The sequence below is a fragment of the Mesorhizobium sp. AR07 genome (assembly GCF_024746815.1).
In the GTDB taxonomy this organism is placed as follows: Bacteria; Pseudomonadota; Alphaproteobacteria; order Rhizobiales; family Rhizobiaceae; genus Mesorhizobium.
On the sequence record NZ_CP080528.1, the window covers coordinates 438,039 to 462,292 of the forward strand.

Here is a 24,254-nt window from a genome sequence, read left to right on the forward strand (position 1 = left end):
TCAGCCTCCCGTCGCGGGCGACGGCATTCCGACGCGCTGGGGAGCATAGGGCTCCAATCCGTTCGGCTCATGCACATTGGTGAGCCGCCGGTTGAAGATGCAGGTCGCAACGCTCCCGTTGCGTAGGGTCCATTGCCGGCTGACCTTGTCGACGACGACATAGGGACCCTCGCTCCGGAAATTTGCCAGGCTCTCGTTGCGACCGCTGTCGACGATGTAGATCGCCGGCGTCTCGCCCTCGAAGCGGAACCACGTCTTGGTGCCGTCGTCGAAGACGGCGATCGGCTTGTTTGCCGACGAGCCCTTGTAACCGTAGTCGCTGTTGGCATTGGCGATGTTGAGGGCCTTGAGGTTCGGGTTCGCCGCTCGTTCCTTAGCAGTCGCCAGGAGCTGCGCAGTCGCCTCGTCCTCGCGGTAACGGAAGCGCACGACAAAGATCTGTGTCGCCGGTGGGCGGGTATTTGATCGCAGCAGGAAGGAATAGATGCGCTTGTCGGTCACGACATTGAGGTTCGACAGCGCCTCCTTCTCGATCGGTTTGACGAAAATGATGTCGCCCTTGTGGTTGGGTTCGACCTTCCAGGCGGTCGAGTCGCCCAGCGCCAGCGTCTCGATCTTCTCATCGCCCTGCAACTCGATCATGGTCGAAGTGCCGAAAGTGGCGTCGATCGCGGTGACATTGTCCTTGTTGTAGACGACATCGCGGACGCGACTGTCGACGCGCCCGGGCTTCGGGATAGCCTCCGAGACGGCCGGTCCGACCCCGAGCCAAAGGATCAAGCCGACGACGATGCTGTCAGGGACAAAACGATTCATTGCTGCGCCCCCATGGTTCCCGGGGACGGCGCTGTTTCCTGGTCGCGTCGGTACTCCAACGCTTGAAAGCCGAGAGGATTGTCGAAGCGCCATTCATTGCGCATCGGCGCCGAAGTGTAGCGGAATCGCACAAGCGAGACCCAGTTCGCCGTGACGATGTTGGTGGCGGACTTGGTGTCGGTCGAGAAGCGCACCAATGCCGTCCGGTTGTTCGGGAAGGTTACCGATTTGATTGATACGGACACCACCGTGTTCGTGCCATTGATCTTGATCGGGTTCTGCGGATTGGCGGGGGAATAGATCTCTGTCAGCTCGCGGGCGGCGTCGCCCGCGGCCAGCAGTTGCGCAAGGTCGAAATTGTCCTTGAGCGCCTTGGGGTCGTAGGTCTCGCGCGCCTTGACGTAGCGGACTACGTTGAAGGTGGTGACAGCCTCGTCCTGCGTCAGCGGCCCTTCCGCCATCGGCCGCTTGACCTCGACGAAGCCCGTCGCCTTGTCGACGACGACCATATAGGGCTCATAGGTCTTGAGCGGCACGAGCAGCGCCAACGTTGCGAGCGAACCGATCGCGACCACGGTCATCACCGCCGCGACGATCCAGGCGAGCGCTCGTGAATTGCGATTGCGACGCGCGATGTCCTGTTCCCAGGTCATCCCTTCCGAATAATAGCGCGGGTCGACGCGTCGCTCCGCTATGGCTGCACTTGCCTGCGTCATGATGATGAAGATGTCCTGTTGTCACGGGCCGTTGGCGTCACGGCGGGATTGCTGATCTGGGCTGCAAGGCGCCGGAACTCCGGTGTCTCGGCCCAAGCGGCGGCCCTGAGGCCAACGCGTGCCCGCTGTCTCGCGGCGAGCTCCTCGCGCCGTGAGACCGAGGCCGGATTGAAAGGATTGCGAAACGCCAGCCGGCCGCGGTTCGCAGCAAGCGCGGCCCGGGCGCCGGTGACGCTGGCGTAGAACCGACCTATCCGCGGTGCGCCGATCGGCACGCCACCTGCGATCGCTGCCGCCACATTGTTAATCTGCGCGAGCAGGAGAATGCCGATGATGGCAAGCAGCACGACCGGGCCAATCGTTGCCCAGGTCGGGCTCTTGGTGTTGGCGACGCCGTTTAGCGTGTCGATCGTCTGCTGGATAAGGCTGACGTAGAAGGCGAGGAACGCATAGACAAGGACCTGCACCAGAAAATACTGAACCAATGCGCTGAGCCAGCCCGAGAAGAACCGTGTGGTGACGCCGAAGAGCAGGAGGATGATGAAGATCGGCGCTAAGGCGAGCAGTAGCCACATGAACATCTTCGACAGCATGATGAGGAACAGCGCAAAGCCGATCAGCACCGCCATCACGACGTAAAAGACGGCAGCAAAGATATAAGGTCCCCAATTGGTGATGCCGGCGTTCTGCAGGAAGGCCTCTGTCGCATTGTTCGTCGTGTCCCACATGTTCTGAAGCGCGTTCTGAACTCCGTTGACGGAGGCAAGGTTCACCGCGGTGCCGGTGTTGTCAGCTGTGGTGACAGCGCTCAAGAGCGCATTGCCAATTGCGGAAGGCCCCTCGTTCATCAGGTTGTAGACGAGCGTCTGGAAATCGTTCCAACTCGTGGCAAGGGCATAGATGGTGAAGGCCCGCAACAACCGAAAAGCATGATCGGCCGGGCCGCCGCTCGCCGTTCCCTGCCAGATGCCGACGCCCCAGAAGATGACGTAGAGGGTGAGAAGTAGCCCGGCGACGCCCGTGCCACCGCCGGATGTCGCCGCGTTCGCGAGCGCCCGATAAGCGGTCGAGACGTAGTTTTGCCCAAGCTGGTCGACCGACTGGAGCAATGTGGTGATGTTGAACGACCCCATCCGCCCCCTCAGATCGATTTCATCGGGCCGCAGCTGTCGGGAAACCGCTGCGCTGGTGAGAGCGCCGGCGCGGCGGCCGGGTCGGCATAGGCGAGCGGCGCACCACTTTCATCCGAGGAGCACGGTGCCTTCAGGGGCTTATAGGCGCAGCCCAAGAGAGCTGCTGCCAGCGTGAATGTGAGGGCCAGTCCGATCGCAGCCTTCATTTCTTTGGCTCTTTCGGCTGAGTGAACGTCATGGTGCGCGTGGCGGCTTGTGCCGCATCATCCTGCGAGACCGGCCCGGCCGCCGTCGACGATTGGTTCGGCTGCTCGCGCGGCTTCCACACCGCCAGATATATAGTTTCGGCGATAAGGATTCCGGCAACGAGGAAGCCAATGGCTTGTTTTGACACATGTCCTCCGGTCGTTCTCTTGGAATTCAGGGTCGGGGAATTCAGGGTCGGGCTTTACTGCGTGAACTTCATCGCCCGCGCCGCGGCGGATTCGGCGGCGATACGGTCGAGGTTGGCCTGGTTGGCTGCCGCGGCGGCGTTGTTCACGACGCCATTCAGTTCATTGATCGTCTGGCCCGTCTGAACCTGGACCTGGGTGTTCTGGTCAACGCTGCCCTTGAGATCGGGGGCCTGGCCGATTTGCTGGCCACCTTGTGTGAAGGCCGCCGACCTCGTTTGCACTGCGGCCTGCGTCGACGTGATCAGCCCGGAGAGCGTCGCGGCAACATTGACGGAATTCTGGTAAGCCGTGTCGACCGGATGGGTCTGGCCTGCGGTGAGACCAGTGATGGTCTTTACCAGCTGCAGCCCATTGATCAGCGTCGAGACGATGTTCTGGGACCCCGGGCTCATCCCTGCAAACGATAGAGCACCGCCGGAGATGACTGAGCCGAGCGAGGGCGCCTGCGCCATCGAGAAACCGCCACCGAGCGCCATTTGGGCAAGGCTGCCCTGGGCGACGGAAGCGCGATCGCCGGTGACGGCCTGCAGTGTCTTTTGGGTGAATTGGAGGATCTGCTGATCTGCGGTGAGGATCTGCCGCGTGCTGGTCGCGATCTCCTGCGCCTTAGCAAGATTGGTATTGTCGATGACGGGTACTTGCGCACGGGCCTCGGCACAAATGAGACCGAAGAGTGCGGTGAGGACAAAGGCGAACGAGCGGGATATCGACATGGCGGGGTCCTAGCGTGCGTTTGCTTGCATGGCCGCGAGAGCGGCATTGACGTCGGTGGCGGAGAGAGCGCTCGGGACGGGACTGGCCGATTGGGCCGCGTCCTGGTTGCGTGCCAGGAAGAAGGCAACGTTGCCGCTGCTATCGGTGGCGCGTGCCGCGACGCAGGCCGGGTCGGGCGGGGTCCCGGGCGGTGTGGTCGAGCAGGAAGCCGGCTGACGGCAGGGGTCGGCTGCGGTACCCGATCCCGCCATTCCGGCTGGGCACAGGAGCCCGCTGACCGGCATCGATGTCCCTGGGCTCGAGCGCATGCCCATCGCTGCCCGGCTCATGTCGCTGGTTTGCGCGAGATTGGGCGCATTCAGCGCCGTCACCCAGAGATTGGCCGAGCCGATGGCGCTATTCCAGGCGAGGTTGTTTTGCAGGCGCGCGGCGCTGTTCAGGTCAAACGCGCCCATCACTGTTGGCGCCGTGCCGACCTGTTGACCTGCCGCCTGGAACATGGTTCGCGCGGCGCTGAGCGACTGACCGCTGGCATCAAGACCGGCGACCACATCGCCGCTCGATTTGAACAGCGACTGGCTGTTCAAGGCCGCGCCTCGCGCCGTCGCGTCGGGCGTTGCTGGCATATCCGGCGCATAGCCCTGGATCGCCTTGGCACCGGCGCCCATCTGCGGCTGTAGGGTTGGGTCGCTGACATTGGCCTTCTTGCCGGTGGTCATGGCGCATTTGACGCCGCTGTTGGCGTCCTGGCGCTGCGTCGTGATCGGCACGAGATTTACCGTCGCGCTCGCGGTCTGCGAGTGTTCGGTAAGCTGCGCGGCATCGATGGTCGGAATATCCGCGCAAGCCGGCGCGGTGAAACTGCAGGTGGTTATAAGAGCGAAGGCGGCGAAAACTGCTTTCATCGCGTGGTCCTTCCCAGGAAGATCGGCAGCCAGACGGCTGGATCATCGCCGACGCGCGCCCGCAGCGCCTCGAGCTCGGCCACGGTCTCCGTGCGTCCCGATAGAACCTTGATCAGGTCCGGCATGCCGGCGAGATTGAGCTTGGCGATGACGCTGTCGCGTCCGTGCTTGATCAGGAAGGATCGGCTTTCCGGAACCGTGCCGCGAATCCAGGCCACCTCCCGCTCCGATAGGCGGAATGCGCGCGCGTAGCTCTCATCATCGGCCTTTGGATTGGGAAAGAACACGTTGGTGGCGGTCTGTTCGATCAAGGTGCTCGCCGAGCTCGAGCGCACGATGTCGGCGGCCGACTGCGTACCGAAGCCAATGATACCATTCTGCTTACGGATCGTCTTGAGCTTGTCTTTGATGAAGAAGGCGAAGACGGGGTCGTCGAGCAGGCGCCATCCCTCGTCGAGAAAGATCATCACCGGGTCCCCGGTAAGAAGCTCTTGCGTGCGATGGAAGATGTACATGAGCGCGGCGGTGCGTATGACCGGGTCGTCGAGCACCCGCGTCATGTCGAAACCGAAAATGCTCGAGAGCGAGAACTGATCCGTCTCGTTGTTGAAGAGCCAGCCGCGCTGGTCCGGTCGCATCCAGCTTTCCAGGCGCGCCAGCAGATCTCCCTCGCCCGCTCGGATGCGGCCGCGGAGCAATGTTGAGAATGCTTGCAATGTCCGACCGTCCGGACCGGCACTGAGTGCTGCCGCAATCGCGTTGCGGATGACTTGCTCCTCGGAGGCCGTGAGGTCGCCGCCATTCGCCGGCCGCAGCATGAAACCGAAGAGCTGGAACAGGAATTCCCGGTTCGGCGCTGTGTCGGGCATGGAGAGCGGATTGAACCCGGTCGGTTCTCCAGGCACCAGGACCTCGTATTGCCCACCCATGGCACGGATGAAGATCTCCGCTCCGCGATCCTTGTCGACAAAGAGAAGTTTGGGACGCGGCGTGACGCGCTGTGACTGCGCCGAGATGAAAGACAGGAACACGGTCTTGCCGCTGCCCGAAGGGCCGACAACCGTGAAGTTGCCGAGGTCGCGGACGTGATGATTGTAGTAGTAGGCGGTCTGCGACGTCGTCTCGAACACGGAGATCGCCGGGCCCCAGTGATTGTTGTCCGGACGGCCGCTCGGATAGTTATGCAGAGAAACAAAACCGGCAAAATTCTTTGAGGAAATCACCGCCTTGCGGGCGATGTAGGCAAAGTTGCCGGGTAGCTGCGACCAGAACGCGGGTTCGCAGTTGAGATCCTCGCGCGTCCAGATCACGGAACGGTCGGTGAGCGCTGCGCCGACGGCCGTGACAGTCGCGTCGACCTCGGACATGCTGCGTCCAAGGCACATCACCGTCATATGATGTTCGCCATAGATCGCCTCGGAGGCCAGGAGCTCGTCGCGGGCGTCGTCCAGGTGCTCGGCGACGATTGAACCCGCCTCGTCCGACATGTCGACCTGGCGGGCGACACGGTCCACCTGTTTGGCCGCCTCGGGGCGATCGATGATAGCAAAACTTTGGCTGGCGACGAATTCGTGCGGGACGCGCAAGAGATTGTCGAAGGATCCGGGCCCGGTCTGCGCTGGATATTCACGAATCGAGATCATGGCGCCAAACCGCGTGTCGTGCGCGCCGGCGCCGCGGATCTCGATGGCGTTCTTGCCGAAGAAGACCCGTTTCATCGACAGCGCGTCGCTCAGCGCCATGCGCGGCAGAAGCATCGGGCGAGGCAGGCCGCCGTTGACGATTTGCACGAGGAATTCCAATGGTTCCGAATGCCAGACGCCATCGCGCGAGACCACGCCAAGCTGACGAGCGCCGTAGGCGGCGAGGTTCTCCCGCACGGCGGTCGCGGCGTCGCGCAGTTCGGTCAAAGCCGTCTGCGCGGCGACAGTTTGGCCGGTCGCATCAGTTCGGCCGAGGAGTTTCGTCAACAAGGCGTCGAAGGTGCCGGCCTGGCCCTGGAGCGGCCTGCGGACGATCGTCAGATAAATGTCGTTGACGAACATCCGCCGCTGCGACAACGCCGCGTCGTAGCGTTCGTCGATCTCGCGGCAGAGCGCATTGTCGAAGGTGGATGCGATCCGCGGTTTGACCTCGCGCCGGATGATGTGCCCGACCAGGGCGAAGCGGGAATTCGCGAGCGTGCGGACAATGTCGTTACGGGCCAGAAGGCGAGCGTTGATCTCCGACATGTCAGCGGTCTCGAAGGAATAGCCTTCGAGCTTGAGCACCGTCAGGACCAGGCCATCGCGTGTCTTGAGAACGTGATCGTCCACGTGGCGGGTAAACGGGATGTGCGACGCGACCGGGCGCTCGCGCCGCGATACCGCGCCAAAGGTCAATTCATCAAGCAGCGCCCGCGCGACCATGCTGCCTCCTCATGCCGAATAGCTATCGGCGCCCCAGAAGGCGCGCGAACGTGGAGGACATCTGGTCGACTTGACGAAGAGGATTTCGAAGATCCGATCATCCCTCAGCGTCATCACATAGCCGAAGAGATGCAGCGGGATCGCAACCAGCAGCATCATGAGATCGTGCGAGAGGAGAAAGCAGACGGACGAGGCGACGCCGTTGAACATGAAATACATGTAAGGCACGCCCATAAGCGTCGGCGCGCGCGTCAAGGCCTTGACGAGCGGCGTGATCAGCGGTTCCTCGAGCTGGCGTTCGTCCATTGGATTTTCCTCACTGCCCGACGGCGGACTGGAAGAAGTCGACGATCTGGGCCGAGCCGAAGACGAGCACGATACCGAAGATCACGCTGCCGGCGATGCCCCAGGTGAGGCGGCCCGACCAGGCGAAGAAGCCGCAAGCAATCACGGCCAGGGTCGCCAGCGCAGTGGCTATCGGTCCGGTCAGCGCGGAGACGAGCTGCGTCAGCGTCGATTGAACCGGCTGCAATGTGCCGCCCGATTGGGCGACCGCCTGATTGGCCAGGACCAGGAGAAGTGCGCCGGCTGGGAGAGCTCGCTGGCGCAGCGTGTGTCGTAGTCGCATAAGTAGCTCCTTCATTGGACGTGCATCACGAAACCGTCACTCCATTCGGAGGCGGCGGGTTGCTCGGCCTCCGCCGCAACCGGAGGCGCGAAATTTCTGGCTGGTTCGATCATGTCGGGTGTGCTTGCGGGGCTTTTGCGCGCGGGCGGGCGGGTGCTGCCTGCCGGATCGGGCCAGGCATAGAAATCGTTCATGACGTCGGCGACGAAGCGCACCGTCTCCGGATAGGGCGGTACACCGCGGCTTTTCTCAACTGCGTCCTCGCCTGCGTTGTAGGCGGCCAAAATGAACAATGGATTCCGGTAGCGCTCATGCAGCGCACGCAGAAAGCGGACGCCGCCGCGCACATTGGCTTCAGGATCGCAAAGGTCGACCTTGAACCGGCGCGCCGTGTCCAACGTCAACTGCATCAGGCCGTAGGCGCCCTTTTGCGAGAGCGCCGTCGAAACGTCACGGCTTTCGACCTTGGCGACCGATTGGACAAATTCTGGAGAGAAGGCTTCCTCGTTGGCGACCCGCAGCACAAGCGCCTTCGCCGCATCGATCGGCATCGCCACCGTGTTTTGACATGGGGACTGCGGCGCACCCGTGGAAGACTGCCCAACGACCTCGACCGGACGATCCAGGGGCGCGATGGGTTTGACGCGACCGTCGGCGTCCACGATCACGGTCATCGGCACCGTGGGTGAAGTGACGGTAACGGTCTGCGCCAGGGCAGAAACAGCGCTGGCCACTAGCGCACCCCCAACACACATGCTTCTGCGCCGCATTTCGCCTCCGGCATCGATTCACTGTAGACAATATAATAGATATTGTTATGTTGGCAACAGCGAAACGAAAATTGAGCAAACTTGTTATGGGAGCCTTCATGCAGGGAGTCGGGGTTCACTTTGCGACCATCGCGGCGGGGCTCGTTTGCCTCGTCGCACCTCAGGCACGAGCCCAAGACGCCTCTTTTGGCTGTAAGGTCCTGCTCTGCGCCGCCGCCAGTGCGCCGAGTTGGTCGGGGATTCCCTACTGCGTCCCTGTCATGCACGAGCTCTTCCGAAGTCTTGCCCGTGGCGGGTCCTGGCCAACTTGCCCGGAAGGCAACGCCGGTGGCCTTGGCCACGAGCCCTACTATCCCTGCCCGGCCGGCATGACAGCCATGCGATCGGGATTAGATGGCAATGCCGGCTTGATTGCCTCGCCCAACGGCAACCTCTGCGCCGACACGAAGAAACCGAGCAACGTCTGCTCATGGGGACGTGACATCTCCTGCCAGGCGACTTATCCGACAATTCCCCGCCAGCCGCGCAGCGATCCCGACTACGTCGACATATCCACTGCGAACGGCGTGCAGCGGTTCTATTTTTCGCTGAGGGGGTACTGATGCGCGGCGCGGCGGCAGCGCTTCTCATTGGCGTGGTCATGGCTACGCCGGCAATGGCTCAGCCGGCGGCAAAGGGTTGGTTCCCGGTGCCGCCGACCGCCGTCTACCAGACTGGCGACAGCTGGACCGATGGCGAGACCACCTTTCGCCTGTACGGCGTGCAATCCTGCCTACGTGGCACGAGCTTCACCAATGCCCACGGTCTGAAACGCGATTGCGGGGAAGCTTCTCTCGCCATGCTCATCGCGCTGACGCGGGATCTGCGGCCGCAGTGCTATGACGCGGCGGAGGCGCCACAGGTGAAGACGATATTCGTCTTTTGTGTCGCGACACGCGCGACCGGCGCCGGTGCTGGATCACGCATCGACCTCGGCACCGCGCTGATCTCGACCGGCTATGCCTTCGCGGCATTCAATCCGCAGGGACAGCCGGTGCACGCGCCCTACTTCGTGGCGCAACTCGTTGCCGAGCGAGCCAAGGCAGGCCTCTGGGCCTTTGCCGATCTGCCGGATCCAAACGTGATTATTCTGCGCGCCCTCAGATCCCCGACATCGGCCTCAACATCGCAACCCCTGCGCCAACAACCAACCCGCCCCCGCGGTAACATCGACCTCGAGCCCACCAAGGAGACCTGCTTTGAGAACGACCAACCTGTTCATCCTGCGCGGCCGCGTCGGCCAGGCGCCGAAGGCCTTCGGCAAAGCCGCGAAAATCAATGTGGCAACCGATCGGGCGTGGACCGACAGCAAGGGCACGCGCCAGGAAGAAACCGATTGGGTCACGGTGACGCTGCTCAACGAAAAGGTCGCGGAGTGGGCGCTGGCCAATGTCGGCAAAGGCGACGCCGTCTACGCCGAATGCCGTATTGCCGACGGCTCCTACAAAAAGGAAGGCGAGACCATTTACACGACGGACATCATCGCCAACGCCTTCCACAAGCTCGATCTGGGCCATCGCGATGACGCAGAGATTTGATGTTGGCGCACGCATGACGTTGCTCGTTATGGCGATCGCGGTGTCCCCACAGGCGAGCGCCCAGTCGCCCTCGATCGGTTCGCCGGGCCTGTATCGCCCAAACCAGGCTCTCCAATCGCCACCGTTGCGCGTCGAGGTGCTCGCCGGCACGCGGTTCCGCGATATCGAGACACAGGCGATCTATCGTCTCTTTGGCATCGACACCTGTGCTCCCGATCAGACCGCACTGCTCGGCCGCCAGCCGTGGCCCTGCGGAACCATGGCAGCGGCTTGGCTGGTAAGGGCTACTTTGAACAAATGGGTTGCCTGCAACATCCTGCGCGAGGAGAACGGGGAGCATCTGGCCCGCTGCGCTGCTGCCGATCACGCCGATATCGGCGCCGACATGGTGCGCGACGGGGTCGCCGTCACGTCGCCGCCGACGAACCGCGATCCAGCAATCCGCGCCTACGCTTCAGCAGAGCAGGAAGCGCGAAAAGCCTACCGCGGATTGTGGTCGAGCACATTCCAGATGCCATGGGAGTTTCGCGCCAGTCCCGAGCGCCACGCCATAGTGGCAGTCAGCCGACGGGGCGCGCCGTGATGTCCCCGTCGGCTTTCCTCCCTTTCTGGATAGCGCTCGTCCTGGCGGGGTGCGCCCAACCAATCGCGACGCCCGTCGCCGACGCGACGCTGCTGCCGGCGTCGGATCCTTTGTATCGACCTGAATGGAATCAGCCCGGGCGGCTTGAATACGCCCCGGATCGTTCGACCTTCGCGCCGGTTCTGACGGAGCGCTTTGCCTATCCGACACAGCCGCAAGCCAACGACGCCTATCGTCGGCTCGTCGTCCTGGCGCCAGGCGCTTCGCGCCCCTATCCCGCCTCGATATGGCTCTTCGGCTGCAAGCCTGGGGCTCTCGACGCACAGACAGCGCGCGTGACACGCTATCGCGGTCCAGTCGTCCACTGTGCCACGGATTTTCTCGACCCATCGGGGCGACGTGTCAGTCGCGAGACAGTGAACTTCTACTATTACCGCTCGGCCTGGAACATGCAGCCGGTCTACCCGCCGGTCACCGCCGTTCCTTGGCAAACTGGAGAGCACTCGCCCAAGGACAGGTGGTGGTGGGTGCCCGGCCGAAGCCGCTACGAATAGCAACGAAGCGATCAAGCCGGATGCTGCATGATGGCAGGCAACCGAGAATATATTATATTAGATGTCAAAGATGAAAACATATGAAACTCGTCCGAGGACCTTCGACCGATTTGACGTGACGATCGTCACCGCTGCGCTGGTCTGGCTTGCGGCGACATCATCTATAAGCGCCCAGGAGCGAACGCCCGACCCCTCCGCCTGGCGCAACGTTTCCTATGCGGACATGCAACGGCCATCCGTCGATACCGCAACCTATGCTGATATCTGGAAGGATGCGATCGAAGCAAACAACCGCGCCTATGTCGCTCGCGGCGATACGAGATTTGCGAGCGCCAATGCGCCGGCGGTCGAGGCGCATTTTGTCATCTGGAGCACCAAACGGTCCGTGGTCTTTAGTGTCCTCGATACCGCGACGGGTTGCACACCCAAGGGCGTGCCTGTCGCCGGCGTGGCCGTAAAGCTCTGCCCGCTGCGCATCGCGATCTATGATGGTCTGCTGGTCCGCACGCTGGACGGCGGGCGCGCCTGCTTCCTTGAGATCGAGCCAAAGGTGGTAGGCGGCAATCCCGTCGGTTCGGGCTCTTACGTCTCCTATGACACCAAGACCAAGACGCTGAAGACCGGCACGATCGTCGCCCATCAAGCTGTCGAGGGCTGCTCGCTCACCCTCCCGCTCCCCCCTCTGTGAATTGGCCATGGTTCATCTCTCTCCACCCCTAGCTTGAGGAGTATCGCATGACCCTCCCCCCCATCATCGGACTTGCCCTGGCATGCGCGGTCGCACTCATGCCCACCGCACCGGCCAAGGCCGCCGATGCCACGTTCGCCTACAAGATCTCCTACCGAAACATCGCCAAGGATCCTGACGGCATTTGGGCCGGGCCCGCTTTGTCGCCGTCACCGACCGGGACCGTCACCATCCATGAATACACGTTGAAGTCAGCACAAGGCGACTGGCTGATATCCCAAATCTGGAACGCTGATTGTGGCTCGGCGACCTGTCCGACACGGCTGGTTCGGACGTCAACCGACGGGAAAAAGACTGTCGTGGTCGACGACATGATGCATCAGGTGATCCCGCCGGATGATCCACGTTTTGCGGCTTTGCCAAAATCGGATGCGCAAGCGGCCTTCGCATGGGCTCCCTTTCATCTGAGCTCAGACGGCAAGGAGCTTTTGAACGGCGATTTCAGGTTCGAGATAGGCGGAGAAAAGCCATGAGCACGCGAACCGCTCTCCGGCAAATCCTGTTCGACGCCGGCCTCATTCTCTCGCTGTCGGCCGCGGCCGCCTTCGCCGGGCAATCGGCCGCGAGCCTCATCGACGCGGGGATGCCTGCGAATTGCGCGAAGTTCGCCGCCAGGGTCTCCGGCAGCGAGGGCAATTTCGGGACGACCAACCAATACGGCTGCCTTGGCGCCTTCCAGTTCTGCCCCGGTACGTTCGAACGCTACTACAGCGGTAGCGCACAGAGCTTTCTGGACAATCCATCGGCGCAGACAGCGGCGTGGACGAAATACGAACAGGATTCCTGGGCTCAGGCGCAGAAGAATGGCCTCGTCTCCCTCGTCGGCCAGCAGGTTTGTGCGGGCGGCCAATGCGCAACGATTGACCAATCGGCGATCCTGATGGCCTGCCAATTCGGCTGCGGCGCCAAGGGCAAGCTTGCCAACTATGCGGCGGGCGGCGACTGTAATGCCCGCAATGTCAAAGACGGCAATGGCGTCAGCGTCTGTTCCTATCTGGTCCGAGGCTCGGGTTACGATGTGTCCTGTTTTACCGGTCAACAACTGTGCGCTCAACCGCAGATCGGTCCTGGCGACTTCCCGACCTCGACGGGTATCGCGGCCTATGCGCCGACCCCCGCCAGCGCGTCGATCGTCGTCGCGCCGAGCGATGTCTGACAACGAGTTGAGGTAATTTTCGTCAGTTCGACTCGGATTCATCGCGCAGGATGAATTCCGAGAACGCTGCAAGCTGCTCTTCCACCGGTGCGCAGAGGTCGCCGCCGCGATAGTGGGCATGGACCAGAGCCCAGAAGACGACTTCGTCAGAAAGTCCGGCAAACAGGGCCTTTAACAGAAGGCGGCCCATGATCGTCACCGCCCGCGGGGGATCGTAACGGGATCTAAGTTCGCCGGCGAGGGTTTTCGTATCGGCAATTCGGATCAAAGCCAGTTCTCCTCTTGCACTATTCTTGGGTTACGCTGCCGCCGGCAGCGGTGCACCCTGGCCGAGGTCGTTCTCTCGAAGCAGTCCTCATGGATCGCACGGATGCCGCCTCTCCTACATTCTCCGGGTGTCAAAATCAGGCTCGCCCAAGCTAAGAGCGACGACATCCCGTCCGGCTTTCCGTAGCGAAACGGCGCGGCTGTCAGGGTATCAGTTTCGGAAGGCCGAAACTGGGAAAGGCGCCTTGAAACAAACATCTCGGCAATTTCTGTATATTGTTCAGCGCAGGAAGCACTTTTCGTCCCCCTTGACCTTGTCCATTTTCTGTAGCCGGAAGATCTCCTCGACCGAAACGATGTCCTTATGGACGTTCTGCACCCCGCCATCGGCAATGATCCGTCGGAAGGCATCCTGCATTGCGGTGGTTGCGGCGCGGATCCCGTAGTTGCCATAGACCGTCATTTGGATGTTGGCGAGCGCGCGGATCCGAGTCCCGTCGAGTTCCGGATAGGCGTTGGGCACGATCACAAGCGGGACGATGCCCTTCCAGGCGCGGGAAAAGCTTTCGATCTCTGCCGGGTCCTTTTTCTTAGAATGGATCAGGATCATATCGGCACCTGCCTCGACATAGGCCATGCCGCGCTTCAGGGCCTCCGCCTCGTCCAACCCGGCAATCAGGGCTTCCGTGCGGGCTATGACGAGGAAATCTGGGTCGCTGCGGGTGGAGACCGCAGCTTCGATCTTGCCCTGGAATTCCTCAATACGCAGAAGTTCTTGGCGCCCAGTGGCGGCAAGGCTGGTGACTTTGGGGAAAGTCTTGTCCTCGATCACGACGGCAGCCGTGCCCGCCTTTTCATATTCGCGGATGGCATGGATGACGTTCACGGCATTGCCGTAGCCCGTATCGATATCGGCGACGATCGGCAGCGAGGACTGACCGGCGATCGCCCGCAGCATGTCGAGATGCTGGGTCATGGTGATCAGGCTCATATCGGCAAGACCGTAAAGCGCCGAAAGCTCGAAGCCGGAAGCCCAGAGGCCATCGAAGCCGGCCTCTTCGGCCAAGATGGCCGACAGAGGACTGTGAGCGGCCATGATGTGAACAAGGCCGCGTTCGGCCATGCGGTCACGCAGTTGCTTTGCTTTGCTCATAGATACTCTCACTTTCTGACAGGGCTTCGCAGGCTGCAAGAATGCGGTCGCAGGCATGCTGGAGATCCTCGATCGACGCGGCGTAGGAAATGCGGATATAGGGCGAGGCCATGAAGCCGCTGCCCGGCACAACGGCGACGCCGAAATGCTCCAGAAGATACATGGCGAAAGCCATGTCGGTCTCGATCACCTTGCCCTGAGGACTTGTCTTGCCGATCACACCGGCGCAATTGACGAATACATAGAAGGCACCATCCGGGGTCCGGCATTTGAGGCCTTGGGCCTCGTTGATCTTCTCGACGACGAGATCGCGGCGCTTGCGGAAGCTGGAGACGAAATCGTCGATGTAGTCCTGGTTGCCACCGATCGCTTCGATCGCTGCATATTGCGAGATCGAGCTGGTGTGGGACGACGTCTGCCCCTGGATCGAATTCATCGCCTTGATCAGATCCTTCGGCCCGGCGCCGTAGCCGAGGCGCCATCCGGTCATGGCGCTGGACTTGGAAACGCCGTTGACGGTCAGCGTCCGGCCGATGAGGTCTGGCGCGGCTTCGGCCATCGTCGCGAAACGCACGCCATAAACGAGTTTTTCGTAGATATCGTCTGCGAGCACATGAACTTGAGGATGGCGGCGCAGAACGACGGCGAGCGCCGCAAGCTCGGCCTTGGAATAGACCGCACCGGTCGGATTGTTGGGTGAATTCAGCATCAGCCACTTGGTGCGCGGCGTCATCGCCGCCTCCAGATCTTGCGGCTTCAGCTTGAAGCCGAAACGTTCGTGGCAGGCGACGAGAACCAACTCGCCGCCGGCAAGCCGCACCATGTCCGGATAGGACACCCAGCAGGGTGTCGGGATGATGACCTCATCGCCCGGATCGAGACTGGCGAAGAGCGCATTGAAGACCACCTGTTTGGCGCCGCAGCCGACGGTGATCGCGTCGATGTCGTAGTCGAGGCTGTTGTCGTGCAGCAGCTTCTGACGGATTACCTCACGTAGCGGCTTTACGCCGGCGACAGGCGTGTAGCGTGTCTTGCCCTCACGAATGGCAGCTATTCCAGCTCTTTGCACCACGTCGGGCGTATCAAAATCCGGTTCGCCCTGGCTGAGCGCAATGACATCAATGCCCTTCTCGCGCAAAGCGGCGGCAGCGGCAGTCATAGCCTTGGTTTGAGAGGGACGGACGGCTTGTAGTCTTTTGGCGATGAGTGACATACCACTCTCCTCGAAATTCCGGGTTTGTCCCAAAACTAGCCAAGGTAACTGCAACTCGCCAATTGCGGCATCGCGTAAAGCGAGGATAATGATCGCATTTACCGATGCATCGGACGCGCGACCTATTTGGTTGGGACGTCTTCCTCCGTCATCTTCCGGCAAAGCCGCGTGAGCCAACGGCAGAAGGCGCGGGCAACATCCGGGTTGTCGCTGCTATCGATCGCATAGGCACGGTACTGCATGCCGCTTGGCGCGCGTGACCCGGCAAGCACTTCCAGAAGGCCCTGCCTGATCAGCTCCGCAACCACGATATGCGGCGTCACCAGCAGGCTCTGCCCGGTCGTTACCGCCGGCAGTGCGAGATAGTGGTGATCGTAACGGGCGCCTGAGGTGATATCGGATGTCTTCAGGTTCATTCCGCGCAGCCAGGTGGGCAGAATGTCGGGCCGGGACGTCACCGCTATAATCGGGGTGCTCCGCAAGGCCTTGAGGCCGCGGCCAGCTACACAATCCGGCGCCCCGACACAGACGAGTTGCTCGTCATAGACGTCCCAGCGGTCGGCCGGCTCGGTCAACATCAAATCTCGAGTCAACAGTACGTCGAAGCTGTCGGTCGAAGCGGGTGCAGATAAGGTGCTGATGACGTCGACCGTGACACCGCTCATTTCTTTCGAGAACTCGCGCAAGTTGGGGATGAGGACCGTATAGGCGAAGGTGGAAAGCGACGTTCGCACGACGAGACGATTGACGTCCTTCCTGTCGCTGCGACGCATCCGCTTTGCGGTGAAAAGGATCGTATCGAGCGGCTCGGCGACGGCATCGGCGAACAGTCGCCCGAAGTCCGTCAACTGGCTCTGTCGGCCGAACCGTTCGAGCAGCTTTGCCCCGAAATACTCCTCCAGCACTGCAAGATGGCGGCTGACGGAGCTCTGGGTAATGCCGAGTGTCTTCGATGCCCGCGTGACGCTGTTGTCTCGCGCGACCTGCACGAAGGCCCGCACCGCATTGAGTGAAAGATCCTTTTCCTCGGTCAAATTCGTCTCCCATGAACCGGATGGATACTCATCCAGAATCGCTTAACTTGCATCGCAATATTCGATGATTGTCACAACCATGTAACAAAGCCATTCGATGGTCAGCCCCAAATTGAACTCATCAAGGCGATGCTTTTGAACATTGCCGACTGAGCGAGGTAACCGATGTCGGCTATAACCATCGAAAAAATAGAAAAGACATTCGGCGCCACCCCCGTGCTGCGCGATGTCTCGCTGAAGATAGCCGATGGTGAGTTCCTGACACTGCTCGGCCCGTCGGGCTGCGGGAAGTCGACGCTGCTGCGCATCCTCGCAGGCCTCGAGGTGCAAACCGGCGGTTCGATTTCGATTGGCGAGCGTGTTGTCGACGGCGTACGTCCGAAGCGGCGCGACGTGGCGATGGTGTTCCAGTCCTATGCGCTCTATCCGCATATGACAGTCGCTCAGAACATGGCCCTGCCCTTGCGTATGCGGCGGCTGTCGGCCTGGCAGAGGTTGTCGATGGTCGGCGGGTTGCTGCCGGGCACCAAGGCGGTATCTGCAGAGATTGAGCTGGAAGTGATGCGGACCGCGAAAGCACTTGGCATCGGCCATCTGCTTGCCCGCAAGCCTGGCCAGTTGTCGGGCGGCCAGCGCCAGCGTGTCGCCGTCGGCCGTGCCATGGTGCGCGAGCCGGCGGTCTTCCTGATGGATGAGCCGCTCTCCAATCTCGACGCCAAGCTCAGAGTGCAGATGCGCGCCGAGATCAAGGAATTGCATAACCGGCTCGGCGTCACCTTCGTCTATGTCACCCACGACCAGTCCGAGGCCATGACCATGTCGGACCGGGTGGCGGTCATGCTCGACGGCGAGTTGCTGCAGGTCGCCCCGCCGCAGGAAATCTATGACGATCCCGACGACCGGCGCGTCGCCGAGTTTATCGGCTCACCCAAGATCAACATGCTGGATGCGAGGCTGCGCGAACACGGACTGGCCGATACGGCCGGCACGAGCTTTTGTATTGCCGGCAATATCGGACCGGGTATAGCCCTGACCCTGGGTATCCGCCCCGAAGCGTTCCATCTCGTCGATGCCGGTGGCCCGAATGTCCTGACCGGCGCGGTCCGGCTGGTCGAGCACATGGGCTCCGATCTCTTCGTCCATCTTAACGTCCCGGGAACCGATCATCCGGTCATTGCCCGGCTCCTCGCCGAACGCGCACCGCAGATCGGCTCGGGCCAGACCCTGCATCTCGGCGTCAAGCCGGAGCGCCTGTTGCTCTTTTTCGCCGACGGACGCCGCCTGCGCGCCCATGACCATGCGGGCGCGACCGTGCTGCGGATGAAGGAGTGCGTGCAATGAGCATCGCTTCCACCGCAATCAAACCTGCCGGCTCTTCAGCAGACCGGCCCGGCACCCGCAAGGCGCTGCGCAATCACAAGCTCGCCGAAACACTTGCCGCATGGTCGCTGGCCGCGCCCGCACTGGTCCTGCTGGTCGCGTTGTTCTTCTTGCCGGTGCTTGCGGTTTTCGCGGTCGCACTCACCAACTGGCATTTTGGCGCGCGGACCTTATCCTTTGTCGGAGTCGACAATTTCGAGCAGGTCTTCGCCGATGACGGCTTTCGAGCATCCCTGATCAACACGCTCGTTTATGTGGCGACCGTGGTGCCCGGGACGATCATGTTCGGTCTGGGGATCGCGCTGCTTATCGAGAGCGGAAAGAGTCTCCGCGCATTCTATCGGGCGATCCACTTCGTGCCTTATATGGCGACGCTTGCGGCAATGGCGATTGCGTGGGAGGCGCTGCTTCATCCGACGATCGGCCTCGTCAATCAGTCGCTCGCGTCGCTCGGGCTGCCGACGTCGAACTGGCTGCGCGACGAGAACACTGTCCTGCCGGTGCTGGCTGTCATTGGCATCTGGCAAAACCTTGGTTTCGCGATGGTGCTATTTCTCGCGGGGCTGAAGGCGATCCCTCAGGACCTCTACGACGCGGCCGACATCGACGGCGCTGATCTCTGGCTCGATCGCCTGCGGACGGTGACGCTGCCGATGCTTGGCCCTGTCTCGATGTTCGTCTTCATCGTGGTGGCGCTGCGGGCGTTCGAGACGTTCGACACGGTCGAGGTCCTCACCCAGGGCGGTCCCGGCCACGCCTCGGAGATGCTGCTGTTCACCCTCTATCGCGAGAGCTTTGTCTATCTACGGACCGGCTATGGGGCTTCCGTCGCGGTCGTGTTCCTCATCATCGTCGTTGCGCTGACGCTGCTCCAGGCGCGCGTCATGGACAAGAGGGTTCATTACCAATGAGCATTCACGTGCCAATGCGCCCAGCCCTTTTCCTGCGCCATGCCGCATTGTTGATGACTAGCGCGATCATTCTCTTGCCGTTTATCTGGATGGTCAGCCTGTCGATCAAGCCGCCCGGCGAGATGTTCGGGGACCATTTCTCGTTCCTGCCGACCCAATTCTATGGGGTCGAAAACTATACGCAGGCGCTGACCCGCGTGCCACTGCTGCGTTACATGTTGAACGGCGTCATCGTCTGCACAGCAATCCTGACCCTTCAGATCCTGGTGTGCGCGCCGATGGCCTACGTCCTCGCGAAGATGCGCTTCCCCGGCCGCGAGCTGATCTTTGCCCTCGTGCTGATTGCGCTCCTCCTGCCCCATGAGGTGCTGGCGCTGCCGCTTTTCATCTTCGCATCGAAGGTGGGCATCCTGAACAGCTACGCCGCCCTCGTTCTTCCCTATATCGTCTCGCCGTTCGGCATCTTCCTGTTCCGCCAGTTCTTCAAAGCGATCCCGGACGACGTCGTCCACGCCGCGCGATTGGACGGCCTGTCGGAGTTCGCGATCATCTGGAAGATCATGGTGCCGATGACGATGCCGGCGGTCGTTGCGTTCAGCATCTTCTCGGTGGTCGGACATTGGAACAGTCTCTTCTGGCCGCTCATCGCAGTGAATGACGACAGCCTGCTGCCACCGCCTGTCGGGATCATCGCTTTCAAGAATCAGGACGTGGGGGTCGACTATGGACCGCTGATGGCTGCTGCAACCATCGTCGTCCTGCCGCTGATCGTCGCGTTTCTATCCTCGCAGCGCCTGTTCATCGAAAGCATTACAAGAGGTGCCATCAAATAAAGGGCCGTCTTGCCGACAGTGACCGGGCGAAGAACTCGCATCATTAGCGGGCGATAACGCCACCAGCAGCACCATCCGTTTCTTATCGGGCGTCCGTCCTCGGGGTCCGCTCGATCCTTCATGCCTGCCGATGTTCAAAAACCATAAGGAGTTCAATCATGGCATCATTCTTCAAGCGAAATCTCTCCTATTCCCGTGCCCTTAAGGATAAACTGCGGACCGGCGACGTAGCGACGATGGTCCATTCTAGCCATTCGTCGCCCGGCCTGGTCGAGAAGTTGGCCGAATGCGGCTTCAATGCTGTGCTGATCGACTGCGAACATGGCGCGATCGGCCCGGAGCGGGCTGAGGAAATGGCGCGTGCCGCCAACCTGTCCGGCATCGTATCGATCCTGCGCCCGGAAGACCCGTCACCGTGGATGGTGACCAAATATCTGGAATGCGGCGTTGATGGTCTGATGATCCCACTTGTGCCCGACGCGACCGTTGCGAAAGCCATTGTCGATCGGTTCCGTTTCTCCGCCCCGTTCGATCATCAGGACCGCGTGCTGATCCTGATGATCGAAACGATCGAAGCCGTGCGGAATCTGGAAGAGATCATGGCAGTCGATGGTGTCGACGCCTATTTCGTCGCGCCCGGCGATCTGGCGCTGACAATCGGCGAAACCCCCATCACCTACCGCTGGCAAAAGGGTGATAAGCCGAAGGCCGTCGCCGACGCCGTAGATGGCGCGATCAACACCATCGTAGGCAGCGGTCGGGCGTGCGGGACCTTGGTCAACCATGACGACGTGGCCGAGTTCATGGGCAAGGGCGTTCGCCTGTTCTACGATCATGCAAATCATATGCTCGCCCATGGCGCCAGCGACTTCCATCGTCGCATCGAGAGCGCTCGGCGCGCGAGCAAATGACGCGGTTCGGCCGGATCGCGCGACCGGGGCCGTCGCTAGATCCGGCTGATAGCTGGCCCACCCAGTCGATATCAGATCAACTCCAAGCCTCTCGAAAGGTAGAGCGATGTTTTCTCGCCTCGCAACCACAGCAATATTGGGCTTTGCCCTTATGTCCGGCGCTGCTTCAGCCGCGCCTATCACGCTCCAGGTGGACGCGACCCCGTCCATCTTCGCCGAGATGTTCCAGAACCTGGTCAAGGCTTTCGAAGTCGAGAACCCGGATGTGAAGATCAATCTCGATCTCACGCAGCGCGATCAGACCGACGCGACCCAAAGCGTGCTTCGGAAGGGGCTTGTCGGCCAGCTTCCCGATATCTCGTTTCAGAGCTTCAACTATCTGAAGCTGCTTGACGATCAGGGCTATGTCGCGCCGGTCGGCGACTTCATCAAAAGCGATACGAGCTGGAGCACCGATTTCTCGCCGTCCGTCACTCAGGCAACCACGATCAACGGCAAGGTCCTGGGCCTGAGCGTCGCCTTTTCCTTCCCGGTCGTCTTCTACAACAAGGAGCTGGTTGCCGAGGCGCAGAACGGCGACGGCACGCTTCCCGGCACCTGGGATGGCATCTTGGGCGTCGCCAAGGCGATCCAGCAACAGCATCCGGACGTGCTCGGTGCTTACACGCGCTACAATTCGTTCGTCGGGCAGGGCTTTATCCTGAGCCAGGGCGCGGAAGTCGGCAATGCCGCCGGGACGGAGGTCGCGTTCGCCAACGACGCCGGTCGCCACGCCTTTGATCTGTTCCGCCAGTTTGGCGAAGCCGGTCAAGCAAAGGTCGACATGACGGACGAGCAGGCGCGTCAGGCATTCTCCGGCGGAAAGATCGCGATCCTCGTCGACTCCAGCAGCAGCCTGGAGAGCTTCCAGCGCGCGGCGCAGGGGCATTTCGAGATCGGGACGATCCGCTTCCCGTTCGCGAACGACAGCGGCAAGATTCCGACGGCGGGCATCGCAGTCCTTCTCCACGCCCGCGATGACGATCGCGCGAAGGCCGCGTGGCGCTTCATGCGCTTTGTCTCGAGCCCGAAGGCGCAAGTCATTGTCGGCAAGAGCACGGGCTATGTGCCGGCGAACAATGTGGCGGTGGAAACGGCCGACCTGCTCGGCCAATATTATAAGGACCGCCCGGCCATGTCGGCGGCGCTTGACTCGAGCGCCTATGCTGCCCCCTGGTACGCATTCAACGGCACGGGTGCGGCGCGTATCGACCAGTTGTTCCTGGACTCGGCACGCCAAGTGGTGACGCTTCGTCAGTCGCCGGCCGATGCGGTCGCCGATCTGCAGAACAAGATCCCGGGCATGGTGGGCGAGTAACCCTGTTCGTGCGCCGAACTAGCGCAGCATCTGGTCGAGCCGGCCTGGGAGATCGCGCCGGCTCGACCCATCCCAGCAATGGGCGTCCCACTGGAGATTTTATGTCCGATGCCTTCGATATCGGCGGCCGCGAAGTCCGGCCTGCGAGCGTCTGAATTCATTGTCGAGGGCGAAGGTGTTTCCGCGCTCGCCTATTTTCGCGAGGGCGCGGCGTCGTTGCCGCTAATTGTCGGCCTGCCTGGCGGGGGCCATCTCGCGCGGGTCTATTACGGCCATGATGGCGCCCGCTCGACGGACTTTCTCGATCATTGGCTTGAGGAACGCGGGTTCGGCTTGCTCGCGCTCTCCTATCCATCGGACCACCCTGTCTTCCCGCGGCCCGACGTGGCGCTGACGACGACGATGTGGGCTGCGGCCGCCGCGACCATCACTGCCGATATAATCGCCAAGCGCAGCCTGCCGCCCGACGTACTTCTCATGGGCTGGAGCATGGCGGGTCGCGCGAGCCGCGCGTTCACGCGCGCCGCTGAAAGCCATGGTCTTGCTGTCAGGGGTTTCATCTCGCTGGCCGCGACCCCGCCGCTGCCGCGGTTCGCGGACACGCCGCCTCAGGGCCAGCCTTTCACCGAGGACGGCCTTTGGAAGACCGACGGGCGGCTCGGCGACGCGCAGCCGCAGCACGAACTATACCTGAACGACATTCATTGGAGGAACGGCGGCAGGGAATATGACCTCATTGCCGCGGCGGACTATTTTGGGGCCTACACGACAAACACGCCGATCCTGCTGCGGGGCGAACCGGAGCAGGGCAGTGGTCTTTCCGGAAATAGTCTCGTGGAAACCATCACTGATCTGGGGTCGTTCGATTTCTCGGGCTATCCGATCACCGGGGCCATCATGCCGACGTCTCCCTTGGACGCGCGGCACGTGGTGACCGATCAGGCGACTTGGGCCTTCTTGAACAGCCAGAAGCTCTATTCCGTTTACGAAGCTCTGGCGCGAGCCGGTGCCAGCATCGGCAGCGACGACGTATGGAACAGCATCCTGGATGTGAAGTTCGCTATGGAGACCACGCTGTCCTGTTCGGTCGAAGGCGGCCATTTCTTCTTCATCGGTCGCGAAGGCGCCATGCAAACCGCTGCCCATATATCGCGCCTCTCGGCGGCATTGGACGCAATTCGATCGCGTCTCCAAGCCTTGGGCGGAGCATCCTCATCCCCGCCGCCGTGCTAACAGCACCTCCGCATTTCCGCGCTCGATGAAGCTGCCTGCCGGCGACATCGCGAGCAAATGCGAACGCATTCCCAATTCGAATTCGCTGCGTCGATCGCCGAGAACGCCCGGGCAAGCTTTGGACGTGGAAAGGATATATCCCATGAGCGAGTCGATATCCCAGCGATGCTCGTAGCTGAAATTCTGCCGCTGGACATTGCGGAAAGCGGAGCGCCGAAGAATAGCTTCGTTCGACTCCGCCAATGTCGGCCTGATGCCGTCCTTGCCTGCGGGGAAATGGCCGCCCCAGAAATCTTCGATGTAGCGGAGCTGCTCCGAGAACCAGTCACGCGGCTCGCAATTCGTCCGGACGCGCGAGATGATCGCGATAGCGCCTTGGTCGGAGACTTTCGCGCTCAGCTTCGCGAGCACCGTTTCCCGATCCATCCAATGGAACGCCCCGGCGATGGTAACTAACGAAAAGCTACCGAGCTCGGGCAGAAGCTCCTCGGAACGACCCGACAGAAATGTTATGTTGGCGGCGTCGTTTGCCTCCGCGAGCCGGCGGGCTTCCGCGATCATGCCGCTGTCTGGATCCACCGCGACGACGTGTCGTGCGAATTTCGAGAGCGGGACAGCGAACTGGCCGGTCCCGCATCCGAGGTCCAACAGGTCGTCGGCGGACGGGTCGACAAGATAATTGCCGGCCAGGAATTCGAACATCGTCGCTGGATAATAGGCCTGATATCGGGCAAAATAATAGGCTGCGCCTTCGAACAGGTCGTCGGGTGCGGGTGCCACTGACTGATGCTGCGTCATC

At 61.7% G+C, this 24,254-nt stretch carries 29 protein-coding genes and 1 pseudogene; 14 read left to right on the forward strand and 16 right to left on the reverse strand.

The window, feature by feature from the left end; translation table 11 throughout:
• From virB9 to BPNPMPFG_RS38335, 11 genes are read right to left on the reverse strand one after another with little or no spacing between them, the layout of a single operon-like run.
• Positions 1-816: a P-type conjugative transfer protein VirB9 gene (virB9, locus tag BPNPMPFG_RS38285; protein ID WP_258598974.1), complete on the reverse strand. Its 816-nt coding sequence runs from the start codon at positions 814-816 to the stop codon at positions 1-3.
• The gene (locus tag BPNPMPFG_RS38290) at positions 813-1,532 is read right to left on the reverse strand and encodes a VirB8 family type IV secretion system protein (protein ID WP_183455116.1); all 720 of its coding nucleotides are present in this window, start codon (positions 1,530-1,532) and stop codon (positions 813-815) included. Before BPNPMPFG_RS38290 ends, virB9 begins: the two co-directional genes overlap by 4 nt.
• Positions 1,529-2,665, reverse strand: a complete 1,137-nt coding sequence (locus BPNPMPFG_RS38295) for a TrbL/VirB6 family protein (protein ID WP_258598976.1) — start codon at positions 2,663-2,665, stop codon at positions 1,529-1,531. Before BPNPMPFG_RS38295 ends, BPNPMPFG_RS38290 begins: the two co-directional genes overlap by 4 nt.
• 8 nt (positions 2,666-2,673) lie before the next feature.
• Entirely contained in the window at positions 2,674-2,871 is a 198-nt protein-coding gene (locus BPNPMPFG_RS38300) for a hypothetical protein (protein ID WP_258598977.1), read from the reverse strand.
• Positions 2,868-3,059 (reverse strand): hypothetical protein, encoded by a 192-nt coding sequence (locus tag BPNPMPFG_RS38305; protein WP_258598979.1) that lies wholly within the window; start codon positions 3,057-3,059, stop codon positions 2,868-2,870. The genes BPNPMPFG_RS38300 and BPNPMPFG_RS38305 overlap by 4 nt, the downstream gene beginning before the upstream one ends.
• 54 nt (positions 3,060-3,113) lie before the next feature.
• Positions 3,114-3,833 carry a type IV secretion system protein gene (locus BPNPMPFG_RS38310; protein ID WP_258598980.1) on the reverse strand — a complete coding sequence of 240 codons (720 nt, stop codon included), beginning with the start codon at positions 3,831-3,833 and terminating at the stop codon, positions 3,114-3,116.
• A gap of 9 nt (positions 3,834-3,842) precedes the next feature.
• The gene (locus BPNPMPFG_RS38315) at positions 3,843-4,739 is read right to left on the reverse strand and encodes a hypothetical protein (RefSeq protein ID WP_258598981.1); all 897 of its coding nucleotides are present in this window, start codon (positions 4,737-4,739) and stop codon (positions 3,843-3,845) included.
• Entirely contained in the window at positions 4,736-7,147 is a 2,412-nt protein-coding gene (locus BPNPMPFG_RS38320; RefSeq protein ID WP_258598982.1) for a VirB4 family type IV secretion/conjugal transfer ATPase, read from the reverse strand. Before BPNPMPFG_RS38320 ends, BPNPMPFG_RS38315 begins: the two co-directional genes overlap by 4 nt.
• Positions 7,148-7,156: 9 nt before the next feature.
• Positions 7,157-7,453, reverse strand: coding sequence for a VirB3 family type IV secretion system protein (locus BPNPMPFG_RS38325; RefSeq protein ID WP_183455121.1), 297 nt, complete (start codon positions 7,451-7,453; stop codon positions 7,157-7,159).
• A gap of 10 nt (positions 7,454-7,463) precedes the next feature.
• Entirely contained in the window at positions 7,464-7,775 is a 312-nt protein-coding gene (locus tag BPNPMPFG_RS38330; RefSeq protein ID WP_258598984.1) for a TrbC/VirB2 family type IV secretion system protein, read from the reverse strand.
• Positions 7,776-7,786: 11 nt separating this feature from the next.
• Positions 7,787-8,509 carry a lytic transglycosylase domain-containing protein gene (locus tag BPNPMPFG_RS38335; RefSeq protein ID WP_258598985.1) on the reverse strand — a complete coding sequence of 241 codons (723 nt, stop codon included), beginning with the start codon at positions 8,507-8,509 and terminating at the stop codon, positions 7,787-7,789.
• Positions 8,510-8,616: 107 nt separating this feature from the next.
• Here BPNPMPFG_RS38335 and BPNPMPFG_RS38340 point away from each other — a divergent pair, with 107 nt between their 5' ends.
• From BPNPMPFG_RS38340 to BPNPMPFG_RS38375, 8 genes and pseudogenes are all read left to right on the forward strand, one after another.
• Positions 8,617-9,147: a hypothetical protein gene (locus tag BPNPMPFG_RS38340; RefSeq protein WP_258598987.1), complete on the forward strand. Its 531-nt coding sequence runs from the start codon at positions 8,617-8,619 to the stop codon at positions 9,145-9,147.
• Positions 9,148-9,185: 38 nt separating this feature from the next.
• Positions 9,186-9,716, forward strand: a pseudogene (locus BPNPMPFG_RS38345) (thermonuclease family protein); the annotation flags it as partial.
• Between the two features lie 67 nt (positions 9,717-9,783).
• Positions 9,784-10,122, forward strand: a complete 339-nt coding sequence (locus BPNPMPFG_RS38350; protein ID WP_258598989.1) for a single-stranded DNA-binding protein — start codon at positions 9,784-9,786, stop codon at positions 10,120-10,122.
• Positions 10,123-10,135: 13 nt separating this feature from the next.
• Positions 10,136-10,705 carry a thermonuclease family protein gene (locus BPNPMPFG_RS38355; protein ID WP_258598991.1) on the forward strand — a complete coding sequence of 190 codons (570 nt, stop codon included), beginning with the start codon at positions 10,136-10,138 and terminating at the stop codon, positions 10,703-10,705.
• The gene (locus BPNPMPFG_RS38360; protein WP_258598993.1) at positions 10,705-11,259 is read left to right on the forward strand and encodes a hypothetical protein; all 555 of its coding nucleotides are present in this window, start codon (positions 10,705-10,707) and stop codon (positions 11,257-11,259) included. Before BPNPMPFG_RS38355 ends, BPNPMPFG_RS38360 begins: the two co-directional genes overlap by 1 nt.
• 70 nt (positions 11,260-11,329) lie before the next feature.
• Positions 11,330-11,947 carry a hypothetical protein gene (locus tag BPNPMPFG_RS38365; RefSeq protein WP_258598995.1) on the forward strand — a complete coding sequence of 206 codons (618 nt, stop codon included), beginning with the start codon at positions 11,330-11,332 and terminating at the stop codon, positions 11,945-11,947.
• Between the two features lie 47 nt (positions 11,948-11,994).
• Positions 11,995-12,480 (forward strand): hypothetical protein, encoded by a 486-nt coding sequence (locus BPNPMPFG_RS38370; RefSeq protein ID WP_258598997.1) that lies wholly within the window; start codon positions 11,995-11,997, stop codon positions 12,478-12,480.
• Entirely contained in the window at positions 12,477-13,163 is a 687-nt protein-coding gene (locus tag BPNPMPFG_RS38375) for an acyltransferase (protein ID WP_183465696.1), read from the forward strand. The genes BPNPMPFG_RS38370 and BPNPMPFG_RS38375 overlap by 4 nt, the downstream gene beginning before the upstream one ends.
• Positions 13,164-13,185: 22 nt before the next feature.
• On the opposite strand, the gene BPNPMPFG_RS38380 is transcribed toward BPNPMPFG_RS38375, so the two are convergent.
• The 4 genes from BPNPMPFG_RS38380 to BPNPMPFG_RS38395 form a co-directional block, all read right to left on the reverse strand.
• Positions 13,186-13,431: a hypothetical protein gene (locus BPNPMPFG_RS38380; RefSeq protein ID WP_183455128.1), complete on the reverse strand. Its 246-nt coding sequence runs from the start codon at positions 13,429-13,431 to the stop codon at positions 13,186-13,188.
• A 279-nt stretch (positions 13,432-13,710) separates the two neighbouring features.
• Positions 13,711-14,583, reverse strand: a complete 873-nt coding sequence (locus BPNPMPFG_RS38385; RefSeq protein WP_183465695.1) for an isocitrate lyase/phosphoenolpyruvate mutase family protein — start codon at positions 14,581-14,583, stop codon at positions 13,711-13,713.
• Entirely contained in the window at positions 14,558-15,796 is a 1,239-nt protein-coding gene (locus BPNPMPFG_RS38390) for a pyridoxal phosphate-dependent aminotransferase (protein WP_258599001.1), read from the reverse strand. Before BPNPMPFG_RS38390 ends, BPNPMPFG_RS38385 begins: the two co-directional genes overlap by 26 nt.
• Positions 15,797-15,918: 122 nt before the next feature.
• Positions 15,919-16,830 (reverse strand): LysR family transcriptional regulator, encoded by a 912-nt coding sequence (locus BPNPMPFG_RS38395; RefSeq protein ID WP_183465694.1) that lies wholly within the window; start codon positions 16,828-16,830, stop codon positions 15,919-15,921.
• A gap of 165 nt (positions 16,831-16,995) precedes the next feature.
• Here BPNPMPFG_RS38395 and BPNPMPFG_RS38400 point away from each other — a divergent pair, with 165 nt between their 5' ends.
• From BPNPMPFG_RS38400 to BPNPMPFG_RS38425, 6 genes are all read left to right on the forward strand, one after another.
• On the forward strand, positions 16,996-18,171 hold the full coding sequence (locus BPNPMPFG_RS38400) for an ABC transporter ATP-binding protein (protein WP_183465693.1): 1,176 nt from the start codon (positions 16,996-16,998) through the stop codon (positions 18,169-18,171).
• Complete coding sequence (locus BPNPMPFG_RS38405) at positions 18,168-19,121, forward strand: carbohydrate ABC transporter permease (RefSeq protein WP_183465692.1); 954 nt, start codon at positions 18,168-18,170, stop codon at positions 19,119-19,121. The genes BPNPMPFG_RS38400 and BPNPMPFG_RS38405 overlap by 4 nt, the downstream gene beginning before the upstream one ends.
• Positions 19,118-19,954, forward strand: a complete 837-nt coding sequence (locus BPNPMPFG_RS38410; RefSeq protein ID WP_183465691.1) for a carbohydrate ABC transporter permease — start codon at positions 19,118-19,120, stop codon at positions 19,952-19,954. Before BPNPMPFG_RS38405 ends, BPNPMPFG_RS38410 begins: the two co-directional genes overlap by 4 nt.
• A 236-nt stretch (positions 19,955-20,190) precedes the next feature.
• Entirely contained in the window at positions 20,191-20,865 is a 675-nt protein-coding gene (locus BPNPMPFG_RS38415; RefSeq protein ID WP_413776964.1) for an HpcH/HpaI aldolase family protein, read from the forward strand.
• 151 nt (positions 20,866-21,016) lie between these two features.
• On the forward strand, positions 21,017-22,222 hold the full coding sequence (locus BPNPMPFG_RS38420; RefSeq protein ID WP_183465689.1) for an extracellular solute-binding protein: 1,206 nt from the start codon (positions 21,017-21,019) through the stop codon (positions 22,220-22,222).
• 333 nt (positions 22,223-22,555) lie between these two features.
• Positions 22,556-23,455 carry a hypothetical protein gene (locus BPNPMPFG_RS38425; protein WP_183465688.1) on the forward strand — a complete coding sequence of 300 codons (900 nt, stop codon included), beginning with the start codon at positions 22,556-22,558 and terminating at the stop codon, positions 23,453-23,455.
• Here BPNPMPFG_RS38425 and BPNPMPFG_RS38430 read toward each other — a convergent pair.
• Positions 23,435-24,253 carry a class I SAM-dependent methyltransferase gene (locus BPNPMPFG_RS38430; RefSeq protein WP_183465687.1) on the reverse strand — a complete coding sequence of 273 codons (819 nt, stop codon included), beginning with the start codon at positions 24,251-24,253 and terminating at the stop codon, positions 23,435-23,437. The two genes, BPNPMPFG_RS38425 and BPNPMPFG_RS38430, sit on opposite strands and share 21 nt — an antisense overlap.
• Position 24,254 lies beyond the last annotated feature (1 nt).